General features: G+C 69.7%; 20 protein-coding genes. 11 read left to right on the top strand and 9 right to left on the bottom strand.

All coding sequences use genetic code 11. The annotated features are described in order from the left end of the window. Nucleotides 1–159: 159 nt before the first annotated feature. The 5 genes from AB0L64_RS30505 to narI are packed head-to-tail and all read left to right on the top strand — an operon-like array spanning nt 160 to nt 8,084. Entirely contained in the window at nt 160–1,410 is a 1,251-nt protein-coding gene (locus AB0L64_RS30505; protein ID WP_363715646.1) for an MFS transporter, read from the top strand. Then, a complete protein-coding gene (locus AB0L64_RS30500) occupies nt 1,407–5,039 on the top strand; it encodes a nitrate reductase subunit alpha (protein ID WP_363715644.1) in 3,633 nt (1,210 codons plus the stop codon). Before AB0L64_RS30505 ends, AB0L64_RS30500 begins: the two co-directional genes overlap by 4 nt. Further along, complete coding sequence (narH, locus tag AB0L64_RS30495; RefSeq protein WP_363715642.1) at nt 5,039–6,703, top strand: nitrate reductase subunit beta; 1,665 nt, start codon at nt 5,039–5,041, stop codon at nt 6,701–6,703. The genes AB0L64_RS30500 and narH overlap by 1 nt, the downstream gene beginning before the upstream one ends. Further along, the gene (narJ, locus tag AB0L64_RS30490; protein ID WP_363715640.1) at nt 6,700–7,371 is read left to right on the top strand and encodes a nitrate reductase molybdenum cofactor assembly chaperone; all 672 of its coding nucleotides are present in this window, start codon (nt 6,700–6,702) and stop codon (nt 7,369–7,371) included. The genes narH and narJ overlap by 4 nt, the downstream gene beginning before the upstream one ends. Then, nucleotides 7,371–8,084 (top strand): respiratory nitrate reductase subunit gamma, encoded by a 714-nt coding sequence (narI, locus tag AB0L64_RS30485; RefSeq protein ID WP_363715638.1) that lies wholly within the window; start codon nt 7,371–7,373, stop codon nt 8,082–8,084. Before narJ ends, narI begins: the two co-directional genes overlap by 1 nt. A gap of 1 nt (nt 8,085) precedes the next feature. Here the strand turns inward: narI and AB0L64_RS30480 are convergent, their stop codons facing one another. The 4 genes from AB0L64_RS30480 to AB0L64_RS30465 form a co-directional block, all read right to left on the bottom strand. Further along, nucleotides 8,086–8,901 carry an amino acid-binding protein gene (locus AB0L64_RS30480; RefSeq protein ID WP_363715636.1) on the bottom strand — a complete coding sequence of 272 codons (816 nt, stop codon included), beginning with the start codon at nt 8,899–8,901 and terminating at the stop codon, nt 8,086–8,088. A gap of 94 nt (nt 8,902–8,995) precedes the next feature. Beyond that, nucleotides 8,996–10,192: an L-2-hydroxyglutarate oxidase gene (gene lhgO / locus AB0L64_RS30475; protein WP_363715634.1), complete on the bottom strand. Its 1,197-nt coding sequence runs from the start codon at nt 10,190–10,192 to the stop codon at nt 8,996–8,998. Nucleotides 10,193–10,216: 24 nt separating this feature from the next. After that, the gene (locus AB0L64_RS30470; protein WP_363715632.1) at nt 10,217–11,029 is read right to left on the bottom strand and encodes an alpha/beta hydrolase; all 813 of its coding nucleotides are present in this window, start codon (nt 11,027–11,029) and stop codon (nt 10,217–10,219) included. A 184-nt stretch (nt 11,030–11,213) separates the two neighbouring features. Beyond that, the gene (locus AB0L64_RS30465) at nt 11,214–11,540 is read right to left on the bottom strand and encodes a metalloregulator ArsR/SmtB family transcription factor (RefSeq protein WP_355691163.1); all 327 of its coding nucleotides are present in this window, start codon (nt 11,538–11,540) and stop codon (nt 11,214–11,216) included. Between the two features lie 67 nt (nt 11,541–11,607). Between AB0L64_RS30465 and AB0L64_RS30460 the strand changes: the two genes are divergently transcribed. Further along, nucleotides 11,608–12,555, top strand: a complete 948-nt coding sequence (locus AB0L64_RS30460) for a cation diffusion facilitator family transporter (protein ID WP_363715630.1) — start codon at nt 11,608–11,610, stop codon at nt 12,553–12,555. Nucleotides 12,556–12,575: 20 nt separating this feature from the next. Here AB0L64_RS30460 and AB0L64_RS30455 read toward each other — a convergent pair whose 3' ends face one another. Beyond that, entirely contained in the window at nt 12,576–14,144 is a 1,569-nt protein-coding gene (locus AB0L64_RS30455) for a gluconate transporter (RefSeq protein ID WP_363715628.1), read from the bottom strand. Nucleotides 14,145–14,373: 229 nt separating this feature from the next. On the opposite strand from AB0L64_RS30455, the gene AB0L64_RS30450 reads away from it, so the two are divergent. After that, nucleotides 14,374–16,620, top strand: a complete 2,247-nt coding sequence (locus tag AB0L64_RS30450; RefSeq protein ID WP_363715626.1) for a family 43 glycosylhydrolase — start codon at nt 14,374–14,376, stop codon at nt 16,618–16,620. A gap of 14 nt (nt 16,621–16,634) precedes the next feature. Then, the gene (locus tag AB0L64_RS30445) at nt 16,635–19,430 is read left to right on the top strand and encodes an alpha-glucuronidase family glycosyl hydrolase (protein ID WP_363715624.1); all 2,796 of its coding nucleotides are present in this window, start codon (nt 16,635–16,637) and stop codon (nt 19,428–19,430) included. Between the two features lie 11 nt (nt 19,431–19,441). Here AB0L64_RS30445 and AB0L64_RS30440 read toward each other — a convergent pair whose 3' ends face one another. Together AB0L64_RS30440 and AB0L64_RS30435 are read right to left on the bottom strand one after the other, a co-directional pair. Then, nucleotides 19,442–20,446 carry a LacI family DNA-binding transcriptional regulator gene (locus AB0L64_RS30440; RefSeq protein WP_363715622.1) on the bottom strand — a complete coding sequence of 335 codons (1,005 nt, stop codon included), beginning with the start codon at nt 20,444–20,446 and terminating at the stop codon, nt 19,442–19,444. A gap of 18 nt (nt 20,447–20,464) precedes the next feature. After that, entirely contained in the window at nt 20,465–20,734 is a 270-nt protein-coding gene (locus AB0L64_RS30435; RefSeq protein ID WP_363715620.1) for a hypothetical protein, read from the bottom strand. Nucleotides 20,735–20,781: 47 nt separating this feature from the next. Between AB0L64_RS30435 and AB0L64_RS30430 the strand changes: the two genes are divergently transcribed. Next, nucleotides 20,782–21,522 (top strand): MerR family transcriptional regulator, encoded by a 741-nt coding sequence (locus AB0L64_RS30430; RefSeq protein ID WP_363715618.1) that lies wholly within the window; start codon nt 20,782–20,784, stop codon nt 21,520–21,522. Nucleotides 21,523–21,525: 3 nt separating this feature from the next. Here the strand turns inward: AB0L64_RS30430 and AB0L64_RS30425 are convergent, their stop codons facing one another. Both AB0L64_RS30425 and AB0L64_RS30420 read right to left on the bottom strand, forming a co-directional pair. Beyond that, on the bottom strand, nt 21,526–23,484 hold the full coding sequence (locus tag AB0L64_RS30425; protein ID WP_363715616.1) for an amino acid transporter: 1,959 nt from the start codon (nt 23,482–23,484) through the stop codon (nt 21,526–21,528). 106 nt (nt 23,485–23,590) lie between these two features. Beyond that, nucleotides 23,591–25,006 (bottom strand): PepSY domain-containing protein, encoded by a 1,416-nt coding sequence (locus tag AB0L64_RS30420; protein WP_363715614.1) that lies wholly within the window; start codon nt 25,004–25,006, stop codon nt 23,591–23,593. A 117-nt stretch (nt 25,007–25,123) separates the two neighbouring features. Here AB0L64_RS30420 and AB0L64_RS30415 point away from each other — a divergent pair, with 117 nt between their 5' ends. Together AB0L64_RS30415 and AB0L64_RS30410 are read left to right on the top strand one after the other, a co-directional pair. Beyond that, the gene (locus AB0L64_RS30415; RefSeq protein WP_363715612.1) at nt 25,124–25,717 is read left to right on the top strand and encodes a hypothetical protein; all 594 of its coding nucleotides are present in this window, start codon (nt 25,124–25,126) and stop codon (nt 25,715–25,717) included. A 100-nt stretch (nt 25,718–25,817) separates the two neighbouring features. Next, entirely contained in the window at nt 25,818–26,363 is a 546-nt protein-coding gene (locus AB0L64_RS30410) for a sigma-70 family RNA polymerase sigma factor (protein ID WP_363715610.1), read from the top strand. Nucleotides 26,364–26,367 lie beyond the last annotated feature (4 nt).

Genomic DNA, 26,367 nt, shown 5'->3' with positions numbered 1-26,367 from the left:
GCCCTACTGCCACGCCCGGGACGGACGGCAGGCTGCTGAACCATCACGGCCTTTCATCGGCTGGTTCGAAAATTGCCCGTAGCGGGCACAGAGATCGACACAACGGCGTCCGGCGGGAGCACGATGACAAGGGGATCCGCCCGACAAGGAGAGCTGATCATGGACAGCACCGGCGGCGACAGGACCGCAGTACGTTCCCCGTGGTTGATGCTCGCCGTCGCTACGATCGGGTTCGCGGTCAACTTCTGGGCCTGGGCGCTGCTCAGCCCGCTCGGCCCGCTCTTCCGGACCCAGGGCACGCTCGGCACGTTGACCGAGTCCGATGTGGCGCTGCTGGTCGCCGTGCCGGTGCTCGTCGGCTCGCTCGGGCGGATCCCGATCGGCGCGCTCACCGACCGGTACGGCGGCCGGGTGATGTTCCCGCTGGTGTCCGCGGCGACGATCGTGCCGATCCTGTTCATCGAGTTCTTCGCGCTGGACTCCTACGCCGCGCTACTGGTCGGCGGGTTCTTCCTCGGCATCGGCGGCACCGCGTTCGCGGTCGGCGTGCCGTTCGTGAACGCGTGGTTCCCGCCGGAGCGCCGCGGCCTGGCGATCGGAATCTTCGGCGCCGGCATGGGCGGTACGGCGATCAGCGCGCTCACCACGGTGAAGCTCTACAGCAACGCCGGGCACCAGATCCCGTTCCTGCTCACCGCGATCAGCCTCGCGGCGTACGCCGTCATCGCCTGGTTCGTGCTCCGGGACGCGCCGAACCGCCGCCCGGCGCAGGGCGGGTTCGTGCAGCGGCTGGTCGCGAACGCGAAGCTCCCGATCAGCTGGCAGGCCTGCATCCTGTACGCGGTCGCGTTCGGCGGGTACGTCGCGTTCTCGGTGTACCTCCCGTCGTACCTGAAGACCGCCTACGACCTGAGCGCCGCGGACGCGGCCAACCGGATGGCCGGTTTCGTCGTCGTCGCCGTCGTGATGCGCCCGGTCGGCGGCTGGCTGTCGGACAAGTTCGGCCCGATCCCGGTGCTGGCGTGCTGCTACGGGGTCGTGGTCGTCGGCGCCGCGGTGGCCGCCACGACACCACTGCTCCAGCCTGTCGGGACGATCGCCTTCCTCGGGATGGCCGCCGCGCTCGGCGGCGGCAGCGGCGCCACCTTCGCGCTGGTCGCCAAGGTGACGGACCCGGCCCGCGTCGGCGGCGTCACCGGACTCGTCGGCGCCGCGGGCGGCCTGGGCGGCTTCGTGCCGCCGTTGATCATGGGCTACGTCTACGGCCGCACGCAGTCGTACGGGATCGGCCTGACGCTGCTGTCGATCACGGCGGCCTTGACGCTGCTGCTCACGCTGACCATCGTGAGGAAGACCGCTCAACCGAGTCCCCAGGAGTCGCGCACCACACCGATCGAGGGAGCCGCATGAGTCTGGACGGCGAGCTGACCGAAGCTCTGATCCGTACCCGTCGCTACTTCACCAAAGGCACCGTTTCCGACGACCTGCGCACCCTCACCAAACGCGGTGGCCGCGGCGCGGACGACTTCTACCGCGACCGCTGGAGCCACGACAAGGTGGTCCGGTCGACGCACGGCGTGAACTGCACCGGTTCGTGCTCGTGGAAGGTCTACGTCAAGGACGGCATCATCACCTGGGAGACCCAGCAGACCGACTACCCGTCGGTCGGTCCGGACAAGCCGGAGTACGAGCCCCGCGGTTGCCCGCGGGGCGCCGCGTTCTCCTGGTACACCTACTCCCCCACGCGCATCCGCTACCCGTACGTCCGCGGCGTCCTGCTCGACCTGTACCGGCAGGCGAAGGCGCAGTACGGCGACCCCGTGGCGGCGTGGGCGCACATCGTCGACGACCCGGAGCTCGCGCACCGGTACAAGTCCGGGCGCGGCAAGGGCGGGCTGGTCCGCTCGACCTGGGACGAGGCGACTGAGCTCGTCGCGGCGGCGTACGTACACACACTGAAGAAATGGGGGCCGGACCGGATCGCCGGGTTCTCCCCGATTCCGGCGATGTCGATGGTGTCGCACGCGTCCGGCGCCCGGTTCACGTCGCTGATCGGCGGGACGATGCTGTCGTTCTACGACTGGTACGCCGACCTGCCGGTCGCGTCGCCGCAGGTGTTCGGCGACCAGACCGACGTACCGGAGTCCGGCGACTGGTGGGACGCCGGCTACCTGATCATGTGGGGCTCGAACCTGCCGGTCACGCGGACGCCGGACGCGCACTGGATGGCGGAGGCCCGGTACCGCGGGCAGAAGGTGGTCGCGGTCGCGCCGGACTACGCCGACAACGTGAAGTTCGCCGACGAGTGGTTGCCGGCAGCACCCGGTACGGACGGCGCGCTGGCGATGGCGATGGGGCACGTGATCCTGCAGGAGTTCTTCGTCGACCGCGAGACGCCGTACTTCACGAAGTACGCCAAGAGCTACACCGACCTGCCGTACCTGATCCGCCTCGACGAGACCGACGGCAGCTACCGCCCCGGTAAGTTCCTCACCGCGGCCGACCTCGGCAGCACGGAGGAGAACGCCGCGTTCAAGCCTGTGGTCCTCGACACGACCACAAATCAGCCGGTGGTCCCGAACGGCTCCCTCGGCCACCGCTTCGGCGAAGCAGGACAAGGCCGGTGGAACCTGGACCTGGGCTCCACCGATCCCCTCCTGACGCTGCAGGGACGTGAGAGCGTTCCTGTGACGCTGCCGAGATTCGACGCCGACGGCCACCTGCTACGGGGCGTTCCGACCCGGCGCATCGGCGATCACCTGGTCACGACCGTGTACGACCTGATGCTCGCACAGTACGGCGTCGCGCGCCCCGGCCTCCCCGGGGAGTGGCCGGCGTCGTACGACGACCTCGCGCCGTACACCCCCGCCTGGCAGGAGCCCATCACCGGCGTACCGGCCGCCGCGGCAGCCCGGATCGCCCGCGAGTTCGCGCAGAACGCCGAGGACTCCAAGGGGCGGTCGATGATCGTGATGGGGGCCGGAACCAACCACTGGTTCCACTCCGACACGATCTATCGGGCGTTCCTCGCGCTCACCACGCTGACCGGCTGCCAGGGCGTGAACGGCGGCGGCTGGGCGCACTACGTCGGTCAGGAGAAGTGCCGCCCGATCACGGGCTGGGCGCAGCTCGCGTTCGGGCTGGACTGGGTGCGGCCGCCGCGACAGATGATCCAGACCGCCTACTGGTACCTGCACACCGACCAGTTCCGCTACGACTCGTTCGGCGCGGACGCCTTCTCGGACCTGCCCGGCAGTATGAGCGGCAAGACCACCGCGGACCTGATCGCGATGAGCGCGCGGCTCGGCTGGATGCCGTCGTACCCGACCTTCAACCGCAACCCGCACGACCTCGCCGACGAGGCCGCCGCCGCGGACCGGCCGGTCGCCGAGCACATCGTCGAGCAGCTGAAGTCCGGGGATCTCCGGTTCGCCTGCGAGGATCCGGACGCGCCGGAGAACTTCCCGCGCATCCTCTCGATCTGGCGCGCCAACCTGCTCGGCTCGTCGGCCAAGGGCAACGAGTACTTCCTGGAGCATCTGCTCGGTGCCGGGTCCTCGCTGCGCGCGAGCGAAGGCGTGCATCCGCAGGACGTCGAATGGCACGACGAGGCTCCGCGCGGCAAGCTCGACCTGCTGCTGACGCTGGACTTCCGGCAGACCAGCACGACGCTGTTCTCCGACGTCGTCCTGCCCGCCGCGACGTGGTACGAGAAGCACGACCTGAACACCACCGACATGCACCCGTTCGTGCACTCGTTCAACCCGGCGATCGCGCCGCCGTGGCAGACCCGGACCGACTGGGACGCGTGGCAGACGATCGCCGAGAAGTTCAGCGCGCTCGCGGCCACCCAGCTCGGCACCCGCCGCGACGTGGTCGCCGTACCGCTGCTGCACGACACGCCGGACGCGCTCGCCACCCCGCACGGCACGGTCCGCGACTGGAAGGCCGGCGAGTGCGAACCGGTGCCGGGCGTCACGATGCCGAAGCTGATCGAGGTCGAGCGCGACTACGCGGCCGTCGCGGCGAAGATGTCCGCGCTCGGTCCGCTGATGGAGAAGCTGGGCGCGACGACGAAGGGCGTCACGTACGACGAGACCGCCTCGGTGGAGTACCTGCGCGCCAAGAACGGCGCCGTCCGCGGCGGGCCGGCCGACGGTCGTCCGTCGCTGAAACGTGACGTGCACGCCTGCGAAGCGATCCTGGCCCTGTCCGGTACGACGAACGGACGGCTCGCCACCGAGGGCTTCAAGACGCTCGAGCGCCGCGTCGGCAAGCCGCTGCACGACCTCGCGGCCGAGCACGAGGGCAAGCAGATCACCTTCGCGGACACGCAGGCCGCACCGGTCCCGGTCATCACCTCGCCGGAGTGGTCCGGCTCGGAGTCGGGCGGCCGCCGGTACTCGCCGTTCACGATCAACGTCGAGCGGCTCAAGCCGTGGCACACGCTGACCGGCCGCCAGCACTTCTACCTCGACCACGACTGGATGACCGAACTCGGCGAGAACCTGCCCGTGTACCGCGGGCCGCTGGACATGGGCGCGATGTTCGCCGAGCCCGAGATCGGGTCGGTCGGGGAGCTCGGCGTGACGGTTCGCTACCTGACACCGCACAACAAATGGTCGATCCATTCGGAGTACCAGGACAACCTGTTCATGCTGTCGCTCAGCCGCGGCGGGCAGACGATCTGGATGAGCGACCAGGACGCCGCGAAGGTGGGGATCGTGGACAACGACTGGATCGAGGCGGTGAACCGCAACGGCGTGGTGGTCGCGCGGGCGATCGTCTCGCACCGGATGCCCGAGGGCACGGTCTACATGCACCACGCGCAGGACCGGCTGATCGACGTACCGCTGGCCGAGACGTCCGGGAAACGCGGCGGGATCCACAACTCGCTGACCCGGCTGCTGATCAAACCGTCGCACCTGATCGGCGGGTACGCGCAACTGTCCTTCGCCTTCAACTACCTCGGGCCGACCGGGAACCAGCGCGACGAGGTCACCGTGATCCGCAAGCGCTCGCAGGAGGTGACGTACTGATGCGGGTGATGGCGCAGATGGCGATGGTCATGAACCTGGACAAGTGCATCGGGTGCCACACCTGCTCGGTGACCTGCAAACAGGCGTGGACGAACCGCAGCGGCACCGAGTACGTCTGGTTCAACAACGTCGAGACGCGGCCGGGGCAGGGGTACCCGCGCACGTACGAGGACCAGGAGACGTGGAAGGGCGGCTGGGCCCTCACCAAGCGTGGACGGCTGACGCTGAAGTCCGGCGGCCGGCTGAAGAAGCTGCTGACGATCTTCTCGAACCCGAAGCTGCCGTCGATCCACGACTACTACGAGCCCTGGACGTACGACTACGCGAACCTGACCGACGCGCCGGCGCAGCAGCACACGCCGGTCGCGCGGCCGAAGTCGTTGCTGTCCGGCGACGACCTGAAGATCACCTGGTCGGCGAATTGGGACGACGACCTCGGCGGGTCCGCCGCGACGGCCGAGCGGGACCCGATCCTGAAGAAGGTCGGCGACAAGGTCCGGTTCGAGTTCGAGCAGACCTTCATGTTCTACCTGCCGCGGATCTGCGAGCACTGCCTGAACCCGTCCTGCGCCGCGTCCTGCCCGAGCGGCGCGATCTACAAGCGCACCGAGGACGGCATCGTGCTGGTCGACCAGGACCGGTGCCGCGGCTGGCGGATGTGCGTCTCCGGCTGCCCGTACAAGAAGGTCTACTTCAACCACCGCACCGGCAAAGCGGAGAAGTGCACGTTCTGCTTCCCGCGCGTCGAGGTCGGTCTCCCGACGGTCTGCTCGGAGACCTGCGTCGGCCGGCTGCGCTACATCGGTCTCGTGCTGTACGACGCCGACAAGGTGCTCGCCGCCGCGTCCGTGCCCGACGAGCAGGGCCTGTACGAGGCACAGCGGGACGTGTTCCTCGACCCCTTCGATCCCGCCGTCCAGCGGGAGGCCGAGCGGGCCGGGATCCCGGCGGACTGGATCGAGGCAGCCCGGCGATCGCCGGTGTACGCGCTGATCAACCGCTTCCGCGTGGCGTTGCCGCTGCATCCGGAGTACCGGACGCTGCCGATGGTCTGGTACATCCCGCCGCTGTCGCCGGTCGTCGACGTGGTCCGCGAGACCGGTGAGGACGCCGAGCGCAAGGACAACCTGTTCGCGGCCATCGACGCGCTGCGGATCCCGATCGAGTACCTGGCCGAACTGTTCACCGCGGGCGACGTGGCACCGGTCGACCAGGTGCTGCGCAAGCTCGCCGCGATGCGCTCGTACATGCGCGACATCAACCTGGGCCGTGATCCGGACGGCAGCATCCCGGCGGCGGTCGGGATGAGCGAGGAGGACGTGTACGACATGTACCGGTTGCTCGCCCTCGCGAAGTACGACGAGCGCTACGTGATCCCGGCGGCCCACGCCGAGCAGGCCCACGACCTCGAGGAGCTGGCCTGCTCGCTCGACTACGAGGGCGGACCGGGGATGGGTGGATCGGGGCCGTTCGGCGAGGGCTCCGGCGTACCGACGCCGATCGCCGTCGAGAACTTCCAGATGCTCAAGGATCGCCAGACGTCGGAGGGGATCGCCTCGCCGGAGGACAAGCAGGCGCGGGTCAACCTGCTCAACTGGGACGGCAAAGGCAAGCCCGACGGCCTGTTCCCGCCGCGGCCGGACGACGAGGAGCACACCGGATGAAGCATCCCGCCCCGGCCCTGCCGGCCGGGCAACTGACGATCGCCTGGCAGTCCGCGTCCCTGCTGCTCGACTACCCCGACGAGATCCTGATCGAGCGTCTGCCGCTCATCCGCCGTGCCCTCGACCGGCTCCCGAGCAGCCTCGCCGAACCGCTCACGGCCACCCTCGAACAGCTTGCTGCCGGCCACCTTCCGGACCTGCAGGCGCGGTACGTCGAGACGTTCGACAGCCGGCGTCGGCACAACCTCTACCTCACGTACTTCGCCCACGGCGACACCCGCCGCCGCGGCGTCGCGCTGTTGCGGTTCAAGCAGACCTACCTGCGATCCGGTTTCGTCCTCGACGACTCCGAGCTGCCCGACCACCTCTGCGTCGTCCTGGAGTACGCCGCGACGGTCGACCAGAAGCTCGGCCACCAGCTGCTGCTCGACCACCGTGCAGGGCTCGAACTGCTCCGGATCGCGCTCGCCGACGGCGACTCGCCCTGGTACGGCGCGGTGCTCGCGGTCACCGCGACGCTGCCGCCGCTGCAGGGCGACGAACGGGACGCGATCGCCCGGCTCGCCGCCGAGGGCCCGCCGCAGGAGGAGGTCGGGCTCACGCCGTACGCGACCCCGGCCTTCGATCCGGCCGTCCTCCCGATGCCGACCTTTCCCGGAGCGCGCTGATGGACGAGATCCTGTGGGTGGTCTTCCCGTACGTCTGCCTGACCGTGTTCGTCGTCGGGCACATCTGGCGGTACCGGTACGACAAGTTCGGCTGGACCACGCGGTCGTCGCAGCTGTACGAGGACCGGCTGCTGCGCTGGGGCAGCCCGCTGTTCCACTTCGGCATCCTCGCGGTGTTCCTCGGGCACGTGATGGGACTCGGCATCCCGAAGTCGTGGACCGACGCCGTCGGCGTCTCCGAGGGGCTGTACCACTTCTTCGCCGTGTCGATCGGCGCGATCGCCGGGTTCTGCACGCTCGTCGGCCTCACGATCCTCATCTATCGCCGTCGTACGGTCGGTCCGGTCTTCTCCGCCACGACGCGGATGGACAAGTTGATGTACGTGTTCCTGGCGACGGTGATCCTGCTCGGTCTGGCCAACACGGTGGTCGCCAACCTCGTCGGGGACTACGACTACCGCGAAGGCGTGTCGATCTGGTTCCGCGGCATCTTCCGCTTCGATCTGCACCCGGATCTGATGGCCGAGGCTCCCTTGACCTTCCAGCTCCACGGTCTCGTCGCGATCGCGCTCTTCGCGCTCTGGCCGTTCACCCGCCTGGTCCACGTCTTCAGCGCGCCGCTCGGCTACCTCACCCGTCCGTACATCGTCTACCGCAGCCGCGACGCCCGCCCGACCACACACTCACCCCGCCGCGGCTGGGACGCCCGCTGACTCATCCCTTGATCGTCTGCGCCGCCTCGGCCAGCTCGGCGAGGCGGTGTGCGCGGGCCGACTCGGCGGGCGTGAACGGCTCGCCCGGACGACTGAACACGAACAGGCCCGTCCACGGCGAGGGCACCTTGAGCACCGTCGCGTCGCCTGGAAGCTGACCGGCGAGTGTCGCCCGGTCGGTGACCAGCCGCGCGCCGAGCAGCTCCGCGACCGCGTGCGGCAACTCCCCCGGGTCCGCGACCACACGCGCCGACAGGCTGAGCGCCTTCGTCTGCCCGTCCACCAACGCCAGCGCGGTCGTCGGCCAGACATGCGTCTCCCGCCCGCCGCCCGACTCCACGGCGACCTCCAGGTCGGCCGCCGTCACGTCGTCCGGGGTCGAGACCACCAACTCGTCGCGGACACCGTCGTCGATCGGATGGACGTGCAGCCCCAGGATGTTCGCGTCGAGCACCGCGAGCCGCCGGGTGACATTCTCCAGCGCTCCCGCCCGGTCGTCGAGCGTGACACGGATCCGCCACAGCGTCCCGATCCCGTGCCGTGGACGGACCCTCGGGGCGTGCAGCCAGGACCGCAGCAGCCGCATCGTCGACGGCTCCACCACCCAGATCACCAGCGCCGTCGTCACGGTCGCGAGCACGGCCACCGAGATCAGGTACGGCGGGTGCGCCGCCAGCACGGCGGCGTGCAGGGCCAGCTCGACGGGTGCGACCGCCACGAGTTTCGCCAACGTCAGGCGGAGGCGCCGCGGGTGGGGCAACCGTCCACACACCTCACAGGCCGTTCCGCCGGTGAGTGTCGTCCGTAACGAATCCATGCGTGACAGCGTCCCGGGCCCAGATTGCCCGGCTGTTGCGCCGGTGTGAAATCACGGCTCGATCAGACCGGTCACGCGCGCGACGGCGTTCGTGTCAGGCTCGGTCGGCGGAGAGTTCTTCGGCGATTCGGTCGCCGATGACCAGGCACGCGGTGGCGGCGGGTGACGGTGCGTTGAGGACGTGCAGTGCGCGGCCGTCGCGGAGGAACAGGAAGTCGTCGACGAGCTTGCCGTCCCGGGTGACGGCCTGCGCGCGAACCCCCGCACCGGACCGCCGTACGTCGGCGACCTGGAGCTCGGGCAGCATCCGCCGCGCCTCGCGGACCAGCGCCCGGCCGGTGAGCGACCGGACGATCTCCTTCGCGCCGGTCCGGGCGTACCGGCGGGCAAGCTTCCAGGACCCGCGGTACGTCGCGGACTCCCAGACGTCCCGGACGACGATCCGCGACCACGAGTACCCCTCGCGGGACAGCGCAGGTACGGCGTTCGGGCCGACGTGGACGCTGCCGTCGATACCCCGCGTCAGATGGACGCCGAGGAACGGCAGGTCGGGATCGGGCACCGGGTAGACGAGCCCCTTCACCAGATGCTCCCGCCCGGGCACAAGCTCGCTGAACTCGCCGCGGAACGGGAGGATGCGCACGCCGGGTTCGAGGCCGGACGCGCGCGCCAGCCGATCGCTGTGCAGCCCGGCGCACACCGCGACCCGATCGGCCTCGATCACGTCGTCCGCCGTCCGGACCCGCACCACCGAGCCGGCGTTCTCGACAGTCGTCACGGACACACCGGTACGGATCTCGCCGCCTGCCGCCCGCACATCGTCGGCGAGCGCGGCCGCCACGAGCTTGAAGTCCACCCGGCCCGTGGAGTCGACCGCCAGGGCGCCCTTCACCCGCAGATGCGGTTCCCGCTCGGCGACCTCGTCCAGGCTCAGGCGGCGTACGGGCACCCCGTTCTCGCGGCCGATCCCGAACAACCGGTCGAGCTGCGGCAGCTCGGTGTCGGTCGTCGCGACGACCAGCTTCCCCGGTACGTCGAGCGGGACGCCCTTCTCCGCGCAGTACTCGCGCAGCGCCGCACCACCGGCCACCGCGAACCGCGCCTTCAGCGACCCCGGCCGGTAATACAGCCCGGAGTGCACCACGCCCGAGTTGTGCCCGGTCTGGTGCGCCCCGACCGCCGGCTCCTTCTCCAGCACGATCACCGGCGTACCGGGGTCGAGCCGCTGCAGGCTTCGCGCCACAGCCAGCCCCACGATCCCGCCGCCGACCACCACCGCAGATCTCGTCACCTGTGAAAAGAGCCGCGAAGACGGTCAGAAATACAGCCACTCCCGCAGCGCGGTCGCCAGCGCGACCGGTGCGTCGTATTGCATCAGGTGGCCCGCGTCCGGCACCTCGGCGTACGACGCTCCGGGGATCAGCTCCGCCAGCCGCCGTCCGGTCGCGGGCGGGATCCAGGCGTCGTCCCGGCCCCACAGCACCTTCACGGGTATCGACAGATCGCCCAGGCTGCGCTCGTTCTCGGCCAGGAATTTCTCGTCGTACTGCGCGATCTGCCGGTAGAACGCGGGCTGTCCCGCCTCGGTGCGCCACGGCGCGACGAGCTCTGCCAGCTCGTGCTCCCGCAGACCGCGATGACTGGCGGCACTCACGTAAGCCCGCAGGATCGCTTCGTGGATGTACGGCGGCAGCTCGTCGAGCGTCGTCGGGTACCGCTTCACGAACTGGAAGAACGGCGAACCGCTCGGCGGGATCGCCACCACGTCGACGAGCATCAACGACGCGTACGCCGCCTTCTCGGCCAGCGTGGCGCGCAGCGAGACCGCACCGCCGAAGTCGTGCGCGACGACATGCGGCCTGTCCTGTCCCCAGTGCTCCAGCAAGGCCGCGAACGCCTTGGCCTGTGCTCCGAAATCCACCGCGTGATCCGGGTGCATGGACGATTCCCCGTACCCGGGCATGTCCCACAGGTGCACCGTGAAATCGGCACTCAGCGCGTCGGCGTACCGCGACCAGACCCGCGAGGAGAACGGCGTCCCGTGACAGAACACCACCGGCGGACCGCTGCCGGCACGGCCCCACGCGATCGATCGGCCTTCCCAGTCGAACCGCTCGTCGACATCCATACGCCACCCTAACCATTGCAGTGGTTCACAACGGTTAGCGACCCAGTCGGCCGGCTTGGAGCCCGTCACCCGAGTCGAGCCACCTCGCCGAGTCGTGCGTATTGGTCCGCACCCGATTCACCGAGTCGTGAAGAACGGCGCCGATCCACAACCACTCTCCACGACTCGACGACCAAGCAGCCGGCTAGTCCGGGAGGTCCAGGTGCTCGGCGTGGAACAGTGCCTGATCGAGGAGGCGCTGCACGTGGTGGTCGGCGGCCGAGTAGTAGACGAACGTGCCTTCGCGACGGCCTTTGACCAGGCCGGCCAGGCGGAGCTTTGCCAGATGCTGGCTGACCGCGGTCGGCGCGGCGCCTGCCAGTTCGGCGAGGCAGGCGACCGACGACTCGCCCTGGAGCAACGCCCACAGAACCTTGATCCGGGTCGGGTCGGCGAGCAGCCGGAACGACTCCGCGGCGAGGTGCACCTGCTCCTCGTTCGGCATCTCGAAGTCCTCGATCGACGAGTGCATACCGCCGAGCCTAACCGCTACCTGCCTACTTGCGTACCTGCATGCTTGCGCAGATAGTATGCGCAAGGTGAAGACATCACACGGACACGGTCATGGGCATGGTCACGGTCACGCGGCGCTCGAGACCAGCCGGCAAGGCATCCGCTGCCTCCAACTGAGCTTCGCCGGACTCTTCCTCACCGCGGCGATCCAGACCGTGATCGTCGTCCGGACCGGATCGGTCGCCCTGCTCGGCGACACCCTGCACAACTACGCCGACGCATTCACCGCGATCCCGCTCGCGATCGCGTTCCTGGCCGGGCGCCGCGTCGCGACCCGCTCGTACACCTACGGATTCGGGCGCGCGGAGGACCTGGCCGGCGTGGTCGTCGTACTGCTGATCGCGGCCTCGGCGGCGTACGCCGGGTACGAGGCGATCTCGCGGCTCGTCCATCCCGCCGACGTCCGCCAGGTCGGCGTGCTGGCGGTCGCCGGCGTCGTCGGGTTCGCCGGCAACGAGCTCGTCGCGCAGTACCGGATCCGCACCGGGTGCCGGATCGGCTCGGCCGCGCTGGTCGCGGACGGGTTGCACGCCCGCACCGACGGGTACACCAGCCTGGCCGTCGTGCTGAGCGCCGTCGGCGCCTGGCTCGGCTTCCCGCTCGCGGACCCGATCATCGGCCTGGTGATCACGGTGGCGATCCTGTTCGTGCTGCGCGACGCTGCCCGCGAGGTGTACCGCCGCCTCATGGACGCGGTCGATCCCGCGCTCGTCGACCGGACCGAGCAGGTCACCCGCGCCGTTCCCGGCGTACTGGACGTGACCGGCATCCGCCTGCGCTGGCTCGGTCACACGCTCCGCGCCGAAGCCCGGATCACCGTCCACTCCAGTACGCCGCTCATCGACGCCCACCACCTCAGCCACCAGGTGGAGCGGGCCCTGATCGACACCGTACCCCACCTGACCGCGGCCACCATCCACGCCGAGCCGCTGCCCCACGACGCGTCCCCGGCCCACGATCTCCTCAGCGGCTGAGGACTCACACCGCCAGGTCGCTAGAGGAAGGTGGACAGGAGCAGGGTCAGCGCCAGACCCATCACTGAGATGATGGTCTCCATCACCGACCAGGTCTTGATGGTCTCGCCGACGGTCATGCCGAAGTACTCCTTGACCAGCCAGAATCCGGCGTCGTTGACGTGCGAGAAGAACAGCGAACCGGCGCCGATCGCCAGCACCACCAGGGCGAGGTGCGTCGTGCTCTCGCCGGCCGCCAGCGGCGCGACGATGCCGGCCGCGGTGACCGTCGCGACCGTTGCCGAGCCGGTGGCCAGCCGGATCAGGACCGCGACGATCCAGCCGAGCAGCAGGGCGGACAGGTTCGCCGCGATCGCGATCTTGGCGATCGCCGTGCCGGTGCCGCCGTCCACCAGGACCTGCTTGAACCCGCCGCCGGCGCCCACGATCAGCATCACGCCGGAGATCGGGAGCAGGCTCGTGCCGATCTTGCGGCTCAGCTCCGGGACGCCGAAGCCGACCGCGGTGCCGAAGGTGTACATCGCGAGCAGGACGGCGATCAGCAGCGCGACCACCGGATCGCCGATGAACTGCAGGGTCGGGTAGAGCGGGTTGTCCTTGCTCATCCACACGTCCGACGCGGCCTTGAGCAGCATCAGCGCGACCGGGAACAGGACCGTCACGATCGTCGCCGCAAAGCTCGGCGTCCGGGTCCGCACCGATCCGGCCGGCGCGTCGTCCCCGTCCATCACCGATGCCCCGGACGAGCCGGCCGACCCGGCTGAGCCTGACGGCCCTGACGACCCCGACGACCCCGACGACCCCGACGACCCCGACGACCCCGACGACATGGTGGGCGGACCGCCTGGATGTACCTCGGCCTCCTGGTGACCGGCGCCGACCTCGAGCGCCGCACCGGCGGCGCCGATCGGCACCCACTGCGCGGCCAGCCGCCCGAACAGCGGCCCGGCGACGATCACCGTCGGGATCGCGACCAGCAGACCCAGCGCCAGCGTGATGCCGACGTTGCCGCCGAGGACGCCGATCGCGGCCAGCGGACCGGGGTGCGGCGGCACGAAGCCGTGCAGGACGGACAGGCCCGCGAGGGCCGGGATCCCGAGCAGCATCGCGCGGGCGCCGGTCCGCCGGACGGCGAGGACCACGACGGGGATCAGCAGGACCAGGCCGATCTCGAAGAACATCGGGATCCCGATGATGAAGGCGATCAGCGCCATCTTCCACGGCAGCCCGCCGGCCCGGCCGCGCAGCAGCGTGTCGACCACTTGATCGGCGCCGCCGGAGTCGGCGAGCAGTTTGCCGACCATCGCGCCGAGGGCGATCAGCACACCGACGTACCCGAGGACACTGCCGACGCCGTTCTCGTACGACTTCGTGACCGCGCCCGCGCCGATGCCGGACCCGAGGCCGACGAACAGTGCTCCGATCGTGAGCGCCAGGAACGCGTGCACCTTGAACGCGACGATCAAGACGACGATGAGCGCGATTCCCAGCACGGCGACGACCAGCACCCGGGTGTCGTGACTGTTCCAGGGTGCGTTGACGTCCGCTTCAGCCATCAGCGGAAGCCCGACTTCGTAAGCGATACCCATACCTTCACCGCTCCCTTCCGTGACCCCGCCCTTCCGCAGTGTCCCACCGCGCCCCGGATCACACCTGCCGACGCGCGATCCGCCTCGACGGACCTCGTCCGCGATCAGGTCTTGCGAGGATGTTATCGATCACTTACGGTCTGGGTGATCGATAACACGGCACCGCGACCCCGCTCGCGGAGCAGCTGATCGCTGTCAGACCTCCCCCGCCCAGTGAGGACCTGCTGTCATGCCTCGAACCGTGTCGTTCCGTCTGCTTCTCGCCGGCCTCGTGGCGGCGCTGATCGCCGGTGTGGGACTGCCACCGGTCGGCGCCGCGCCTGCGCGGAGCACCTTCACCAATCCGCTGATGAGTGACATCGCCCAGGCGTTCTCCGACGTCGGGCTGATCCGCGCCAAGGACGGCGCCTGGTACTCCTACGCCACCAACACCAGCCTGACCCGCGAGAACGCCGACAACGGCGGTCCGCAGCACCTGATCCCGATGGTGCGCTCCGCCGACCTCGTGCACTGGGAGTTCCTCGGCGACGCGTTCAGTGCCGAGAACCATCCGGAGTGGGCGCCCTGGCCGCAGAAGGGGTACTGGGCTCCGGACGTCCGGTACATCGACGGCCAGTACTACATGTACTACTCCGCGCCGAGCTCCACGCCGCTCGGCGCCGCGATCGGGCTCGCGATCGCCGACTCGCCGGCCGGCCCGTGGAAGGACATCGGCCATCCGGTCGTGGACTTCGTCGCCGACAGCGAGGTGATGGAGATCGACCCGATGATGTTCATCGACGACGACGGCACGAAGTACCTGTACTACGGCTCGTTCCGCCGCGGCGGGCTGCACGTCGTACGGCTCGCGCCCGACGGCCGCAGCACGGTCGGTACGTCGCAGCAGGTCGTCGCCGGTGAGCGCGGCGAAGGCACCTGGGTGACCAAGCGCGGTCCCTGGTACTACCTGTTCTACTCGGGCTACGGCTGTTGCATCGGCAACGTCGGCGGCGGAGGCTACCCGGTGCTCGTCGGCCGCTCGACCTCGCCGACCGGTCCGTTCGTGGACGAGAGCGGCGTGTCGCTCACCGCCACACGGCCCGGCGGCACGATCGTGAACTCGTTCAACGGCAACTCGCTCTCCGCGACCGGGCACAACGCGGTCACGGTGGACCGCTCCGGACAGCAGTGGAATCTCGTCAACTCCGACATCCGCGCCGACCACACGTGGGGCGGCCGCCCGCAGTCCATGGACCGCCTCGACTGGATCGGCGGCTGGCCGACGGTCCGCGCCGGCCTGTGGACCTCCGACCAGCCGCAGCCCGCGCCCGCCGCGACGCCAACCATCGGCAGCTCGTTCAACGAGTCCTCGTCGTTGTCCGACTGGCGTGCGCTCAGCGGCGAGTGGACGGTCGGCCAGGACGCATCCAGCGGCGGGTACGCCGAATCCGCCGACGCCTCGTCGCTCCTGGTGAGCCGTACGGGCGGACCGGCCGACTACCGCGTCGAGGGCGATCTCCGGACGTCGACCGGCCGGGCAGGACTCGTCTTCGCCTACCACTCGCCGCGCAACTACTCCGTCGCCTGGCTCGATCCGTCCCGCGGCTCGCTCCGCGTCGAACAGCGCGTCGGCGGAAAGCTCGTCAACTCGGCGCAGACCGCGCTCTATCCGGGCTTCCGGTACGACACCTGGCACTCCGTGAGCGTCGAAGTACGCGGCGACCGGGCGACCGTCCAAGTCGCCCCAGCACTCGGCGACAACGCGCTCGCCGAACTGAACATCCGGCTCGCGAACGGGCTGGCCGGCGCCGCCCAGATCGGCCTGACAGGTTCCGCACAGGGCGACAACCTCGCGATGACGAAGCTCTACGAGCCGGTCACGCACAAGGTCCCGGATCCGCGGATCGGCAAACTCCTCCCGGACTTCAGCGACGAGTTCGACACCGCGGACTCGCGCTGGCAATGGACCGGTCCGAACCAAGGCCGACTCGAGAACGGTCAGCTGGTGTGGGACACCCAGGCCAACGACCTCAGCAAGGAAGACAACCTCGCCACCGTCCTGCTCCGCGACGCACCGCAAGGTGACTACACCGTCGAGACGCGGCTGTCGCTGCCGTTCGCAGGCAGCACCGGCAATGCCCGCGCCGGCCTGATCGCCTGGGCCTCGCGAACACAATCGCTACAGCTCGCTCCGACGCGCACAGGCGCCGTACAACAGGCCTTCCTGTGGCCTGGAGCAGACGCGACCCCTTGGGCGGAGGCGATCCAGCTCGGGCCGAGCGCCGACACCATGTGGCTGCGGCTGCGCCACACCGCCCAGCTGGTCACCGGCGAGCACTTGTTCCAGGCAGCGACCAGCCTGGACGGCCGGCACTGGCAATGGGGCAGCTATTGGTACCTGCCCGCCGACGCCGGACCGCTGAAGCTCGGTCTCATGTCGATGGGCGGCACCGGCACGACGGCCCGGTTCGACTACGTGCGGACGTACCAGTCATGACAAGGGAGCAGCCGATGACGATCACTCGCCGCACGCTGTTGGCCGCCGGTGCAGCCAGCGCGCTGGCTGCCAGTCTCCTGCCGGGCGCCGCGTTCGCCGTACCGCCCAACGAAGACGGCTACGACCTTTGGCTTCGCTACCGGCTCGTCGACGACAGCGCAGTGCTGTCCCGGTACCGCGCCGCGTTCACCCATGTCGTTGTGCTCGGCAACCACGCCGTACTGCGATCCGCGGGCGCCGAGCTGGCCCGTGGACTGTCGGGGCTGCTCGGGCGATCGACACCGGTGCGCGATCAGATCGGCAACGGCGCGGTTGTCGTCGGTGTCGGTGCGGACAGTGCCCTCGGTCCGGAGGGGTTCACGATCAAGCGTCGCGCCGATCGGCTCGAGATCACCGGGTCCGGCGAGAGCGGAGCGCTGTACGGCGCGTTCCGGTTCCTGCAGCAACTGCAACGCCGCCGCCCGCTCGACCGGCTGGACCTGACCGACCGGCCGGCCGCCCCGCTGCGCATGGTCAACCACTGGGACAACCTGAACGGCAGCATCGAACGCGGGTACGCCGGCAAGTCGATCTTCGCCTGGGACGAGCTCCCCGGGCTCCGCGAGCGGTACGTCGACTACGCCCGGATCCTCGCGTCCGTCGGGATCAACCACACCGTGGTCAACAACGTCAACGCCAGCGCCGAGTTCCTCCGCTCCGAGCGGCTGCCGGGGCTGGCGGCGCTGGCCGGCGTCCTGCGGTCGTGGGGTGTGCGGCTGTGGCTGTCGGCGAACTACGCCGCGCCGATCACACTGACCAAGGACCAGCCGGCACCGATCACCGTTGCCGATCCGCTCGACGCCCGGGTCCAGCAGTGGTGGCAGGACAAGATCGCCGAGATCTACCGGCTGATCCCGGACTTCGGCGGGTTCCTGGTGAAGGCGAACTCCGAGGGGCAGCCGGGCCCGCTGGACTACGGGCGCACCCATGCCGAAGGCGCCAACATGCTCGCCGACCGGCTCGCGCCGTACGACGGGCGGCTGGTGTGGAGGTCCTTCGTCCACGAAGGGTTCGACGACTGGGCGGAGTACCAGTACCGGGTCTTCCATCCGCTCGACGGGCAGTTCCACGGCAACGCGGTCGTGCAGACGAAGAACGGGCCGATCGACTTCCAGGTCCGGGAGCCGGTGAACCCGTTGTTCGGCGGGTTGCCGCACACCAACCAGATGATCGAGCTGCAAGTGACGCAGGAGTACACCGGACACTCGACACACCTGTGCTACCTGGTCCCGGAGTGGAAGTCGATCCTGGGCTTCCAGACACACACCGGTAAGGCGTCGACCGTCGCGGACATCGTGACCGGAGTCGCGTACGACCAGGACAACGTCGGTCTGGCCGGGGTGATCAATCTGGGCGACGACCGGGACTGGACCGGTTATCAGCTCGGCGCTGCGAACACGCACGGGTTCGCGCGGCTGGCGTGGAACCCGGGGCTGTCCGCGGACGAGATCGTGTCGGAGTGGATCGAGCTCACGTTCGGCGGCGACCCGCAGCTCAGGTCGGTGCTGAAGGCAATCATGTTGCAGTCGTGGCAGACGTACGAGAGCTACACGTCGCCACTGGGCATGGGCTATCTGACGTACCCACTCGGCGCGCACTTCGCGCCGGCGCCGACGACCACGCAGAACCTGTCGCACCACACCACCGCCGAAGGCACCGGATTCGACCGGACCGCGACCGGATTCACCGGGATGTACGCCCCGCCGTGGCAGGAGATCTGCAGTTCGCTGGAGAAGTGCCCGGACGAGCTCTTGCTGTTCATGCACTGGGTGCCGTACACGCACCGGCTGCACTCGGGGAAGACCGTCATCCAGCACATCTACGACAGCCATTTCGACGGCTACGACAAGGTGGTTGCGTTCCGGCGAGCGTGGGAGCGGCTCGCGGGCCGGGTGGATCAGGCGCGGCACGGCGACATCGCCGCCACCTTCGACGCGCACGTGATCGAGGCGGAGCGCTGGCGGGACACGATCGTGTCGTACTTCTACCGTTTCTCACGGATCGTGTCGGGCGGGACGGGATGGCTTCAGCTCGGCTATCCGGGCGGGCAGTTGCTGTTCGGGGGGAAGCCGAACAACCTCCCGGTCGAGGTCACCAACGCGAGCAGCAGGTTGCGGTCCTTCGCGGCAACGGTGCATCCGGTGGACCCGGGATGGCAGGCCGGTACGGCGAGTGCGACCGTCGGACCGGGCGCCGCGGCCACCGTCGTACTGCCCGTCACGCCGCCGTTGATCGCGGATCACGTGGACCTGTCGATCGACATCACACCGTCGCAGACAGCACTGAGCTCGCGGCACCAGACCTTCGTGGTCACGCCGGACGCCGCGCAGTGTCATCTCGCGCTGGACATCGGGACCGCCGACAGCCCGCTGGTGACGGGCTACGCGCGGGTCTCCCCCAGCACCACCTGGAACACGACCCTCGGCTACGGATGGGTCGGCACGGCACCACAAGGCCGCGACCGCGGCAACACGTGGGACCCGCTGCGCCGGGACTTCTGTGGCGACTACCCGGCCCGCACCCTACGGATCACGTTGCCACCCGGACCGGTCCGTCTCTCGGCACTCGTCGGCGACGGCGGCCCGGACTGTCCCCCGACGATCATCGCCGAGGGCAACAAAGTGCTCGCCACGTCCACCGACCTGCCCGGCGGCATCTTCACCTGGCTCCACGCAGACCTCGACGGCGGCCCCACAGGCCGCACCGCCGACCTGATCCTGGACAGCGAACCCGACCGCTTCTGGCACCTGGGCGCCCTCGTCCTCACCTGACCACGCCGCTGTCAACTCTGGCGTGACCGGCGGGGTGCGGCGGTGGTTTCGCGGAAGACGATCTCGGTCGGGGCCGCGGGCAGCGGGGCCGGTTCGGGTTCGTTGCGGATCGCGGCGATCAGGCGGCGCATGCCGTGCCGGCCCGAGGATTCGCGGTCTACGCGGACGGTGGACAACGCGGGGGTGCCGTACCGTACGAGGGTCAGGTCGTCCCAGCCGGTGACACTCAAGTCGTCCGGCACGCGCCAGCCGCGCTCGAACGCCGCGCGCAGCACCCCGGCCGCGATGTGATCGCTCGCCGCGACCACCGCCGTGACCGGTGTGTCGACGGGCAACGACCGCACCGCCTCGGCGCCGGTCTCCGGATGCCACGGACCGTCGTACACGCCGTGCGACCGCAGCCCGAGCCGGTCACAGGCCTTCAGGTACCCGGACTTGCGCAGCTGGGCCGACTTCCAGTCCTGCGGTCCCGCGGCGTGGAAGAAGTCGCGGTGCCCGAGCGCGGCGAGCCGCTCCAGGATCTCCTCCATCGTCGCCTCGTCCGCCGCGACCGCCTGCACGGCGTGCAGCCGGTGGTCGAACTCCGCAGTCTGTACGACGACGCCGGCGCTGTTCGTGGTGCCCGTCAGCGGTGTCACCGACAGCACACCGTCGACCTGACCGCGTCCGAGGATGTCGTCGGCCAGTCGGCTCAACGCGGCCGGGTCCTCGTCGACGCCGATCACGATCTCCACCTGGTACCCGAGCCGCTGCGCCTCCTCGCACGCCGCGGCGACGGTTCGCTCCGGCCCGGTCCACCCCGGAAGGATGATCGCGACCACCCCGGTGCTCCGCGTCCGCATCGCGCGGGCCATCAGGTTCGGCCGGTACCCCAGCTCGTCGATCGCGGCCTTGATCCGCACCTCCGTGTCCGCCCGCACGGCCGGATCCGACCGCAAGTACCGCGAGACGGTCTGATGCGAAACCCCCGCCAGGGCAGCCACGTCGTACATCGTCGGCCGCCGCTGCGCACTCATACCGCCACGATACTTGGATCAGTCGGGTTCGACGGTCAGCAGCCGGTCGAGCACCTCACCCGCCTCGTCGTACCCGGCGTCGGCGATGCGTTGCAGTTCCCGCAGGTCGCGCGCGGCGGCCGCGCGGCGGGTCAGCAGCTCGCCGGCGTACAGGCAGCCCTCGTCCAGCAGCTCGCTCAGTTCCTCGACGTCGTCGCGCTCGTCGGCCAGGTCCGCCAGCCGGTCCTGGGCGCGCTCGTTGCCCTCGTCGGCCAGGGCGCGGAGGGTTTCCCGATCGAAACTCGTCATACCGGCATCGTGCGACATTGCCCCAGGGGAAGGGTCAAGCTGGTGTCGTGATCACCATCGGCGAGCTGGCACGGTACGTCGGCGTCTCGACCAAGACGATCCGGGTCTACCACGACAAGGGGCTGCTCCCGGAACCGCCGCGCGACGAGTCCGGGTACCGCCGGTACTCCGCCCAGGACCTCGTGGAGCTGGTCAAGATCCGCACCCTGGCCGAAGCCGGCCTGCCGCTCGCGACGATCGCCCGCCTGTCCGCCGGATCACCGGCCGAGCTTCAGGACGCGGCCTCCGCGGCGGTGACCGAACTGACGGCGCGCATCGAACGGCTGACCGCCACCCTGTCCCGCCTGCAGCGCCTTGCCGCCGGCAGCAGCCCGTTCCTGCCACCCGAGGTCGAACAGCACCTCCTACGACTCCATGACCTCGGCTTCTCCGATCGCTGGATCGCGCTGGAAAGGGACCTGTGGATCCTCACCTTCGCGACCTACCCGGACACCGCCCGCCGCTACTTCGCCGACCAGTCCCAGGCCCAGAACGACCCGGAACTCCGCCGCCTCTACCTCGAGTACGACCGCGCACACGACCTGGACCCCGCCGACCCGACCCTCACAGACCTCGCCGACCGCATCGTCACCGCATCCCTCGCCCGCTACCCCGCCACCGACCTGCACGAGCCCCCGGACGACCTGGCAACACTCCCCCAACTCGTACAGTCCTCGATCAACGCATCCTCACCAGCCTGGGAACGCCTCGACACCCTCATCCGCCACGGCCTGCGGACCCGCCGGTGACCGTCAGCCGACGTGCACCCACGGCCGGTTCGAACGCCTGGGCTCGGCGCGCCGAAGAACCTCACGGGTGACGGGCGGTACGTCGCCCTCGCCCGAGATCAGGTAGCGCAGCAGGAAGTAGAACGGGTTGCCTTCGGCCCAGGCGAAGTAGATGTGCGGCATCACCGCCCACTCGTCGCGGATCTTCAGCAGCAGCGCGGCGATCGCGTTCGGCACGCTCGGGCTGTCGACCCGCAGGATCCGGTAGCCGTGCCGTTCCTCGCCGCGCACGTCCAGCTCGGTCTCGAACTGCGAGGCGTCGGTGAGCGTGACCTCGAGGAACAGGATCGGCAGGCCCTCCGGCAGGTTCCGCACCTCGCGCTGCTCGGCCTCCTTCTCCTGGTACTCCGCCGCGTCGCGGGCGTCCGGCTCGTTCGCGATGATCCGCAGCTCACCGTGTCGCGCGGCTTCGGCGATCAGCCGGCACGCCTCCGCGTCGAACCGGACCTCCGTGGCGCGCAACTCCAGTGAGCGCGTGGCGCGGGAGATCAGCGAGGTGAGGATGATCGCGACGATGAAGAGCGACGCGATCTGGACACCGTCCGGCCGCTCGATGATGTTCGCGACCGTCGTGTACAGCAGCACCAGGCTGATCACGCCGAAGCCGACCGTCCGGACGCGTTCCCCCTGGCGCCGCGCGGACAACGTCACCGCGATCGAGGCCGACATGATCAGCACGAGTACGCCGGTCGCGTACGCACCGCCCTGCGCGTCGACGTCGGCCTTGAACAGCAGCGTGATCACGAACGCGATCAGGCCGAACACGATGACCAGCGGGCGGGTCGCCCGGGCCCAGTCCGGAACCATGCCGTACCGCGGGAGATACCGCGGCACGATGTTCAGCAGGCCCGCCATCGCCGACGCCCCCGCGAACCACAGGATCAGGATGGTGCTGACGTCGTACACGGTGCCGAAGACGTTGCCGAGATGCTCGTGGGCGAGGTACGCGAGAGCCCGCCCGGACGCCGCGCCGCCGTCCTTGAACTCGTTCTCCGGGATCAGGACGATCGTCGTGAAGCTGCTCGTGATCAGGAAGCCGCTCATGATCAGCGCGGCCGTCGTCAGCAGCCTGCGGGTGTTCCGGATCCGCGTCGTCGGGCGTGCCGGGTCGTCGTCCGGCGACCCGTCGACCTGCGGCATCACCGCGACCCCGGTCTCGAAGCCGGACAGGCCGAGGGCGAGCTTCGGGAAGACGACCAGGGAGATGCCGATCATCACCCAGATGTTCGAGTGCTCGGTGGTCAGCATGCCGCGCCAGTTGGCGACCAGCTCCGGCGCGGTGACCACGTGCCAGAGCGCATTGGCGACGACGATCAGGTTCAGGCCGAGGTAGACCACGACCAGGGCGACCGCGATCCCGATCGCCTCGCCGAACCCACGCAGGAACACACCGGCGAGCAGCGCCAGCAGGACGAGGGTGATGATCACTTCCTTGCCCTCGAACCAGTGCGGCACGTACGGGTTCTCGATGACGTGCGCGGTGGCGTCGGCCGCCGACAGCGTCATCGTGATGATGAAGTCGGTGGCCATGAAGCCGAGCAGGACCAGGATGGCGAACTTGCCCTTCCAGCGGCCGAGCAGCCGGTCGAGCATCGCGATCGACCCCTCGCCGTGCGGGCTCTCGGCGGCGACCCGCCGGTAGACCGGCAGGGCGCCGAGCAGCGTCAGCAGGACCAGGATCAGGGTCGCGACCGGCGACAGCAGCCCGACCGCCGCCGCGGCGATCGCAGGCTGGTAACCGAGCGTCGAGAAGTAGTCGACGCCGGTCAGGCACATCACCTTCCACCAACGGTGCGTCGCGTGCGGCGCCGGCCGATGCGGCCCCGGATGCCCGGCGGGTCGATCATGCAGCAACCACCCCACCACCCGCCCACGGGCAGGCGGCAGCACACCAACGGCCTCGTCCTCACGCGTTTCCGTCACCGGCCGGAGCTAACCACGCCCCGACACCCACCCCGAGCTTTCTAACGCCTCTCTAACAGCACCGGATGGTGAGGGGAGATCGTGGTATTCGGGATCGCGGACGGCGTCAGCCTCGAGGTGTCACGGTGAACCACGTCCGCAGGCCCGGAACGCGGCGGAGCACGAAGTGATCGAGGAGGAGTACGACCAGGAGGGTCAGCCCGAAGAGGGGTAGGAAGAGGCCGAGCGCGACGACCAGCACAGCCAGGCCCGGGGTCGCGCGCAGCGGGAGGCGGCCGCGGGGTGCGCCGAGGCTGTTTCCCTTCGGGCGGCGGCGCCACCACATCAGCGGGCCGGTGACGCACATGAACATGAGGCCGAGACAGAAGGCCGTGGTCAGCCAGAAGTTCACGACGCCCACTCGGCGGCCCTCGTGCAGAGCGATGCCCTGGGCAACGACCTTCGCCGGCTTCGGATAGTCGCGATACCCGTACGTCGACACCACGCCTCCGCCGTACCGGTCGACATGCAGCGTGCGTTCCTTCCCGGGGTCGCTGAACGCGTAGCCGATCGCCGAGAACACGCCTTCGTCGCCGGTGGGCAGGGCGATCGTCATCGGGTGCTGCAGCCCGTTGCGCTCCCCGACCGCGATGGCCGTGTCGACCGTGGCCACCGACCGCGTGCGATTGGACGGGTCCGAGCGCGGTACCTCGGACTTGCCGAGGGCCCACGGCACCGAGTGGCTGTGCGGCAACGATTCGTCCAGCGTCGACGTCGGGTTCGACAGCGCGCCGGGGTCCTCGGCCCAGAACGATGTCCCTTGATGGGTCGCGAGCTGCTGGGTCTTCGCGCCCCAGAAGCCGGTCCACGGCAGGCCGGACACGACCAGGAAAAGCAGCCCGAGACCGAGGATCGCGCCGGTGCGACCGTGCCGCGACCGCAGTACGGCGCCCGCCGCACCAGCGGCTCGCCGGCGCGCTCGCGCGACCCTGCCGCGGATGAACAGGTAATAGCCGGTCAACGCCATCACGATCGCCCAGCAGGCGGCGATCTCGATCACGTAGTCGCCCCAGCGGCCGGCCATCAGCTCGCCGTGCAGCAGGATCGCGGCGCCCGACAACGTCCGGTCCGGGTCGAGCGAGCCCAGCACCTTGCCTTCGTACGGGTCGACGAACACGTCCCGCGAGCCGTCCGCGGTGTCGACCGAGAAGACCGTCGAGCGGTTCGGCGCGGACGGCTCGGTCATCGACACCACGGTCGCGTCGGGGAAGGCGCGCCGTACCTCGTCGAGCTGGGTCTCGTACGGCTGCGCGACCAGGCCGCCGGGCTGGTCGACCTTCATCAGGCCGGCGTGCAGCACCGGTTCGAGCTGGAACCGGAACAGGTAGATCAGCCCGGTCGCGGCGAGAATCAGCAGCACCGGGATCACCAGGAAGCTCGCGTAGAAGTGCCACCGCCAGAACGCCCGGAACAACCCGGTCCCCCGCGGACTGCCGCCGCCGGTCCGCTTCGCCGGGGCCTCCAACTCCTGTACTGCGCTCACGTCCACTCCTTCTCCGCACGATCCGGAACAGGAGTCGGTTCGCCGGCGCGTCCGGTTCCTGCCGGTGCATGTGGCGTGGGACACACGCTGGGACGGGATGCGACCATGGGTTCCGCCATGCAGGAGAGCCTGGGGTTCCGAGCCGCACGGGCCGCGATGTTCGCGGCCACCTGCGTGCTGCTCGCCGCGCTCGGCCACGTCCTGATGTCCGGTACGCCGGTCCCGTGGTGGGCGATGGTCGCGGGCGCCGGGTCGATCGGGACCGCCGCGTGGATCGTGGCCGACGGCGAGCGCGACGTACCGTTCGTCGTCCTCGCCACGCTGGTCGCCCAGGCGGCGCTGCACACCGTGTTCACCCTGGCCCAATCGATGGCGCAGTCGATGGCGGCACCGCCCGCGATGCACGACCACATGACGGGCCATACGACGGGCCATATGACGGGGACGTCGTCGCTCGGCATGCTCGCGGCCCACTTGCTCGCGGCGCTCCTGTGCGGCCTGTGGCTCGCGTACGGCGAGCGGGCCGCGTTCGCCGTCCTGCGATCCGTCGCCGGTCTGGTCCTGCTTCCGTTGCGCCTGCTCGCGTCACCACAGATCACCGCGCACCGGCCGCGGATCCAGGCCGTCCACTCCCCCACGCCGTACACCGACCTGCTGCTCGGCCATGCCATCACTTCAAGAGGTCCACCGCGCGGATCCGCTGCCTTCTGACAGCACGACCCATCCGGGCAGGTACTGCCCGGCCCTCCGCTCACCGACGACGCGCGCTGCCGTGCGCCGCCGGATCCTGGACTTCCGAAGGACTCAAGCCATGGCTTCTGCCTTGCTCGACGAAAACTCGACCCACCTGGCCCTCGCGGCCCGCGACGGCGACCTCGTTGCCCTCGACAACTTCATCCGCACGCTCCACCACGATGTCCGCCGGTATGTCGCGCACCTGAGCGCCGACCCGCACGCGGCCGACGACCTCACCCAGGAGACGTTCCTGCGGGCGTTGCAGAGCCTGCACCGCTTCGAGGGACGCTCGTCGGCGCGGACGTGGTTGCTGTCCATCGCCCGGCGTGCCGTCGCCGACGAGCTGCGCCGCAGGGCGGCCCGGCCGAGAATCTCCCGGTACGACTGGCAGCTCGCCGCCGAGCAGAGCCAGCCGCGGGACCTGCCCGGCTTCGACGACCGCATCGCGCTGACCGAGCTGCTCGACAAGATCCCCGGCGACCGCCGCGAAGTCTTCGTCCTCACCCAGCTCGCCGGCGTTCCGTACGCCCAGACCGCCGCCCAGCTCGGCTGCCCGGTCGGCACCGTCCGGTCCCGGGTCGCCCGGGCCCGCACGACCCTCGCCACCCTGCTCACCACCTGACGGC

This window comes from Kribbella sp. NPDC051936 (genome assembly GCF_040680955.1).
In the GTDB taxonomy this organism is placed as follows: Bacteria; Actinomycetota; Actinomycetes; order Propionibacteriales; family Kribbellaceae; genus Kribbella.
Note: the sequence above shows the minus strand (reverse complement) of the source record. Positions and strands in the feature narration are given on the sequence as shown.

Excerpts from the sequence above, each read along its gene's own strand:
- AB0L64_RS30505 (WP_363715646.1), top strand. The coding sequence starts at position 160 with ATGGACAGCACCGGCGGCGACAGGACCGCAGTACGTTCCCCGTGGTTG.
- AB0L64_RS30500 (WP_363715644.1), top strand. The coding sequence starts at position 1,407 with ATGAGTCTGGACGGCGAGCTGACCGAAGCTCTGATCCGTACCCGTCGC.
- narH (WP_363715642.1), top strand. The coding sequence starts at position 5,039 with ATGCGGGTGATGGCGCAGATGGCGATGGTCATGAACCTGGACAAGTGC.
- narJ (WP_363715640.1), top strand. The coding sequence starts at position 6,700 with ATGAAGCATCCCGCCCCGGCCCTGCCGGCCGGGCAACTGACGATCGCC.
- narI (WP_363715638.1), top strand. The coding sequence starts at position 7,371 with ATGGACGAGATCCTGTGGGTGGTCTTCCCGTACGTCTGCCTGACCGTG.
- AB0L64_RS30480 (WP_363715636.1), bottom strand. The coding sequence starts at position 8,901 with ATGGATTCGTTACGGACGACACTCACCGGCGGAACGGCCTGTGAGGTG.
- AB0L64_RS30470 (WP_363715632.1), bottom strand. The coding sequence starts at position 11,029 with ATGGATGTCGACGAGCGGTTCGACTGGGAAGGCCGATCGATCGCGTGG.
- AB0L64_RS30465 (WP_355691163.1), bottom strand. The coding sequence starts at position 11,540 with ATGCACTCGTCGATCGAGGACTTCGAGATGCCGAACGAGGAGCAGGTG.
- AB0L64_RS30455 (WP_363715628.1), bottom strand. The coding sequence starts at position 14,144 with ATGGGTATCGCTTACGAAGTCGGGCTTCCGCTGATGGCTGAAGCGGAC.
- AB0L64_RS30450 (WP_363715626.1), top strand. The coding sequence starts at position 14,374 with ATGCCTCGAACCGTGTCGTTCCGTCTGCTTCTCGCCGGCCTCGTGGCG.
- AB0L64_RS30445 (WP_363715624.1), top strand. The coding sequence starts at position 16,635 with ATGACGATCACTCGCCGCACGCTGTTGGCCGCCGGTGCAGCCAGCGCG.
- AB0L64_RS30440 (WP_363715622.1), bottom strand. The coding sequence starts at position 20,446 with ATGAGTGCGCAGCGGCGGCCGACGATGTACGACGTGGCTGCCCTGGCG.
- AB0L64_RS30435 (WP_363715620.1), bottom strand. The coding sequence starts at position 20,734 with ATGACGAGTTTCGATCGGGAAACCCTCCGCGCCCTGGCCGACGAGGGC.
- AB0L64_RS30415 (WP_363715612.1), top strand. The coding sequence starts at position 25,124 with ATGCAGGAGAGCCTGGGGTTCCGAGCCGCACGGGCCGCGATGTTCGCG.
- AB0L64_RS30410 (WP_363715610.1), top strand. The coding sequence starts at position 25,818 with ATGGCTTCTGCCTTGCTCGACGAAAACTCGACCCACCTGGCCCTCGCG.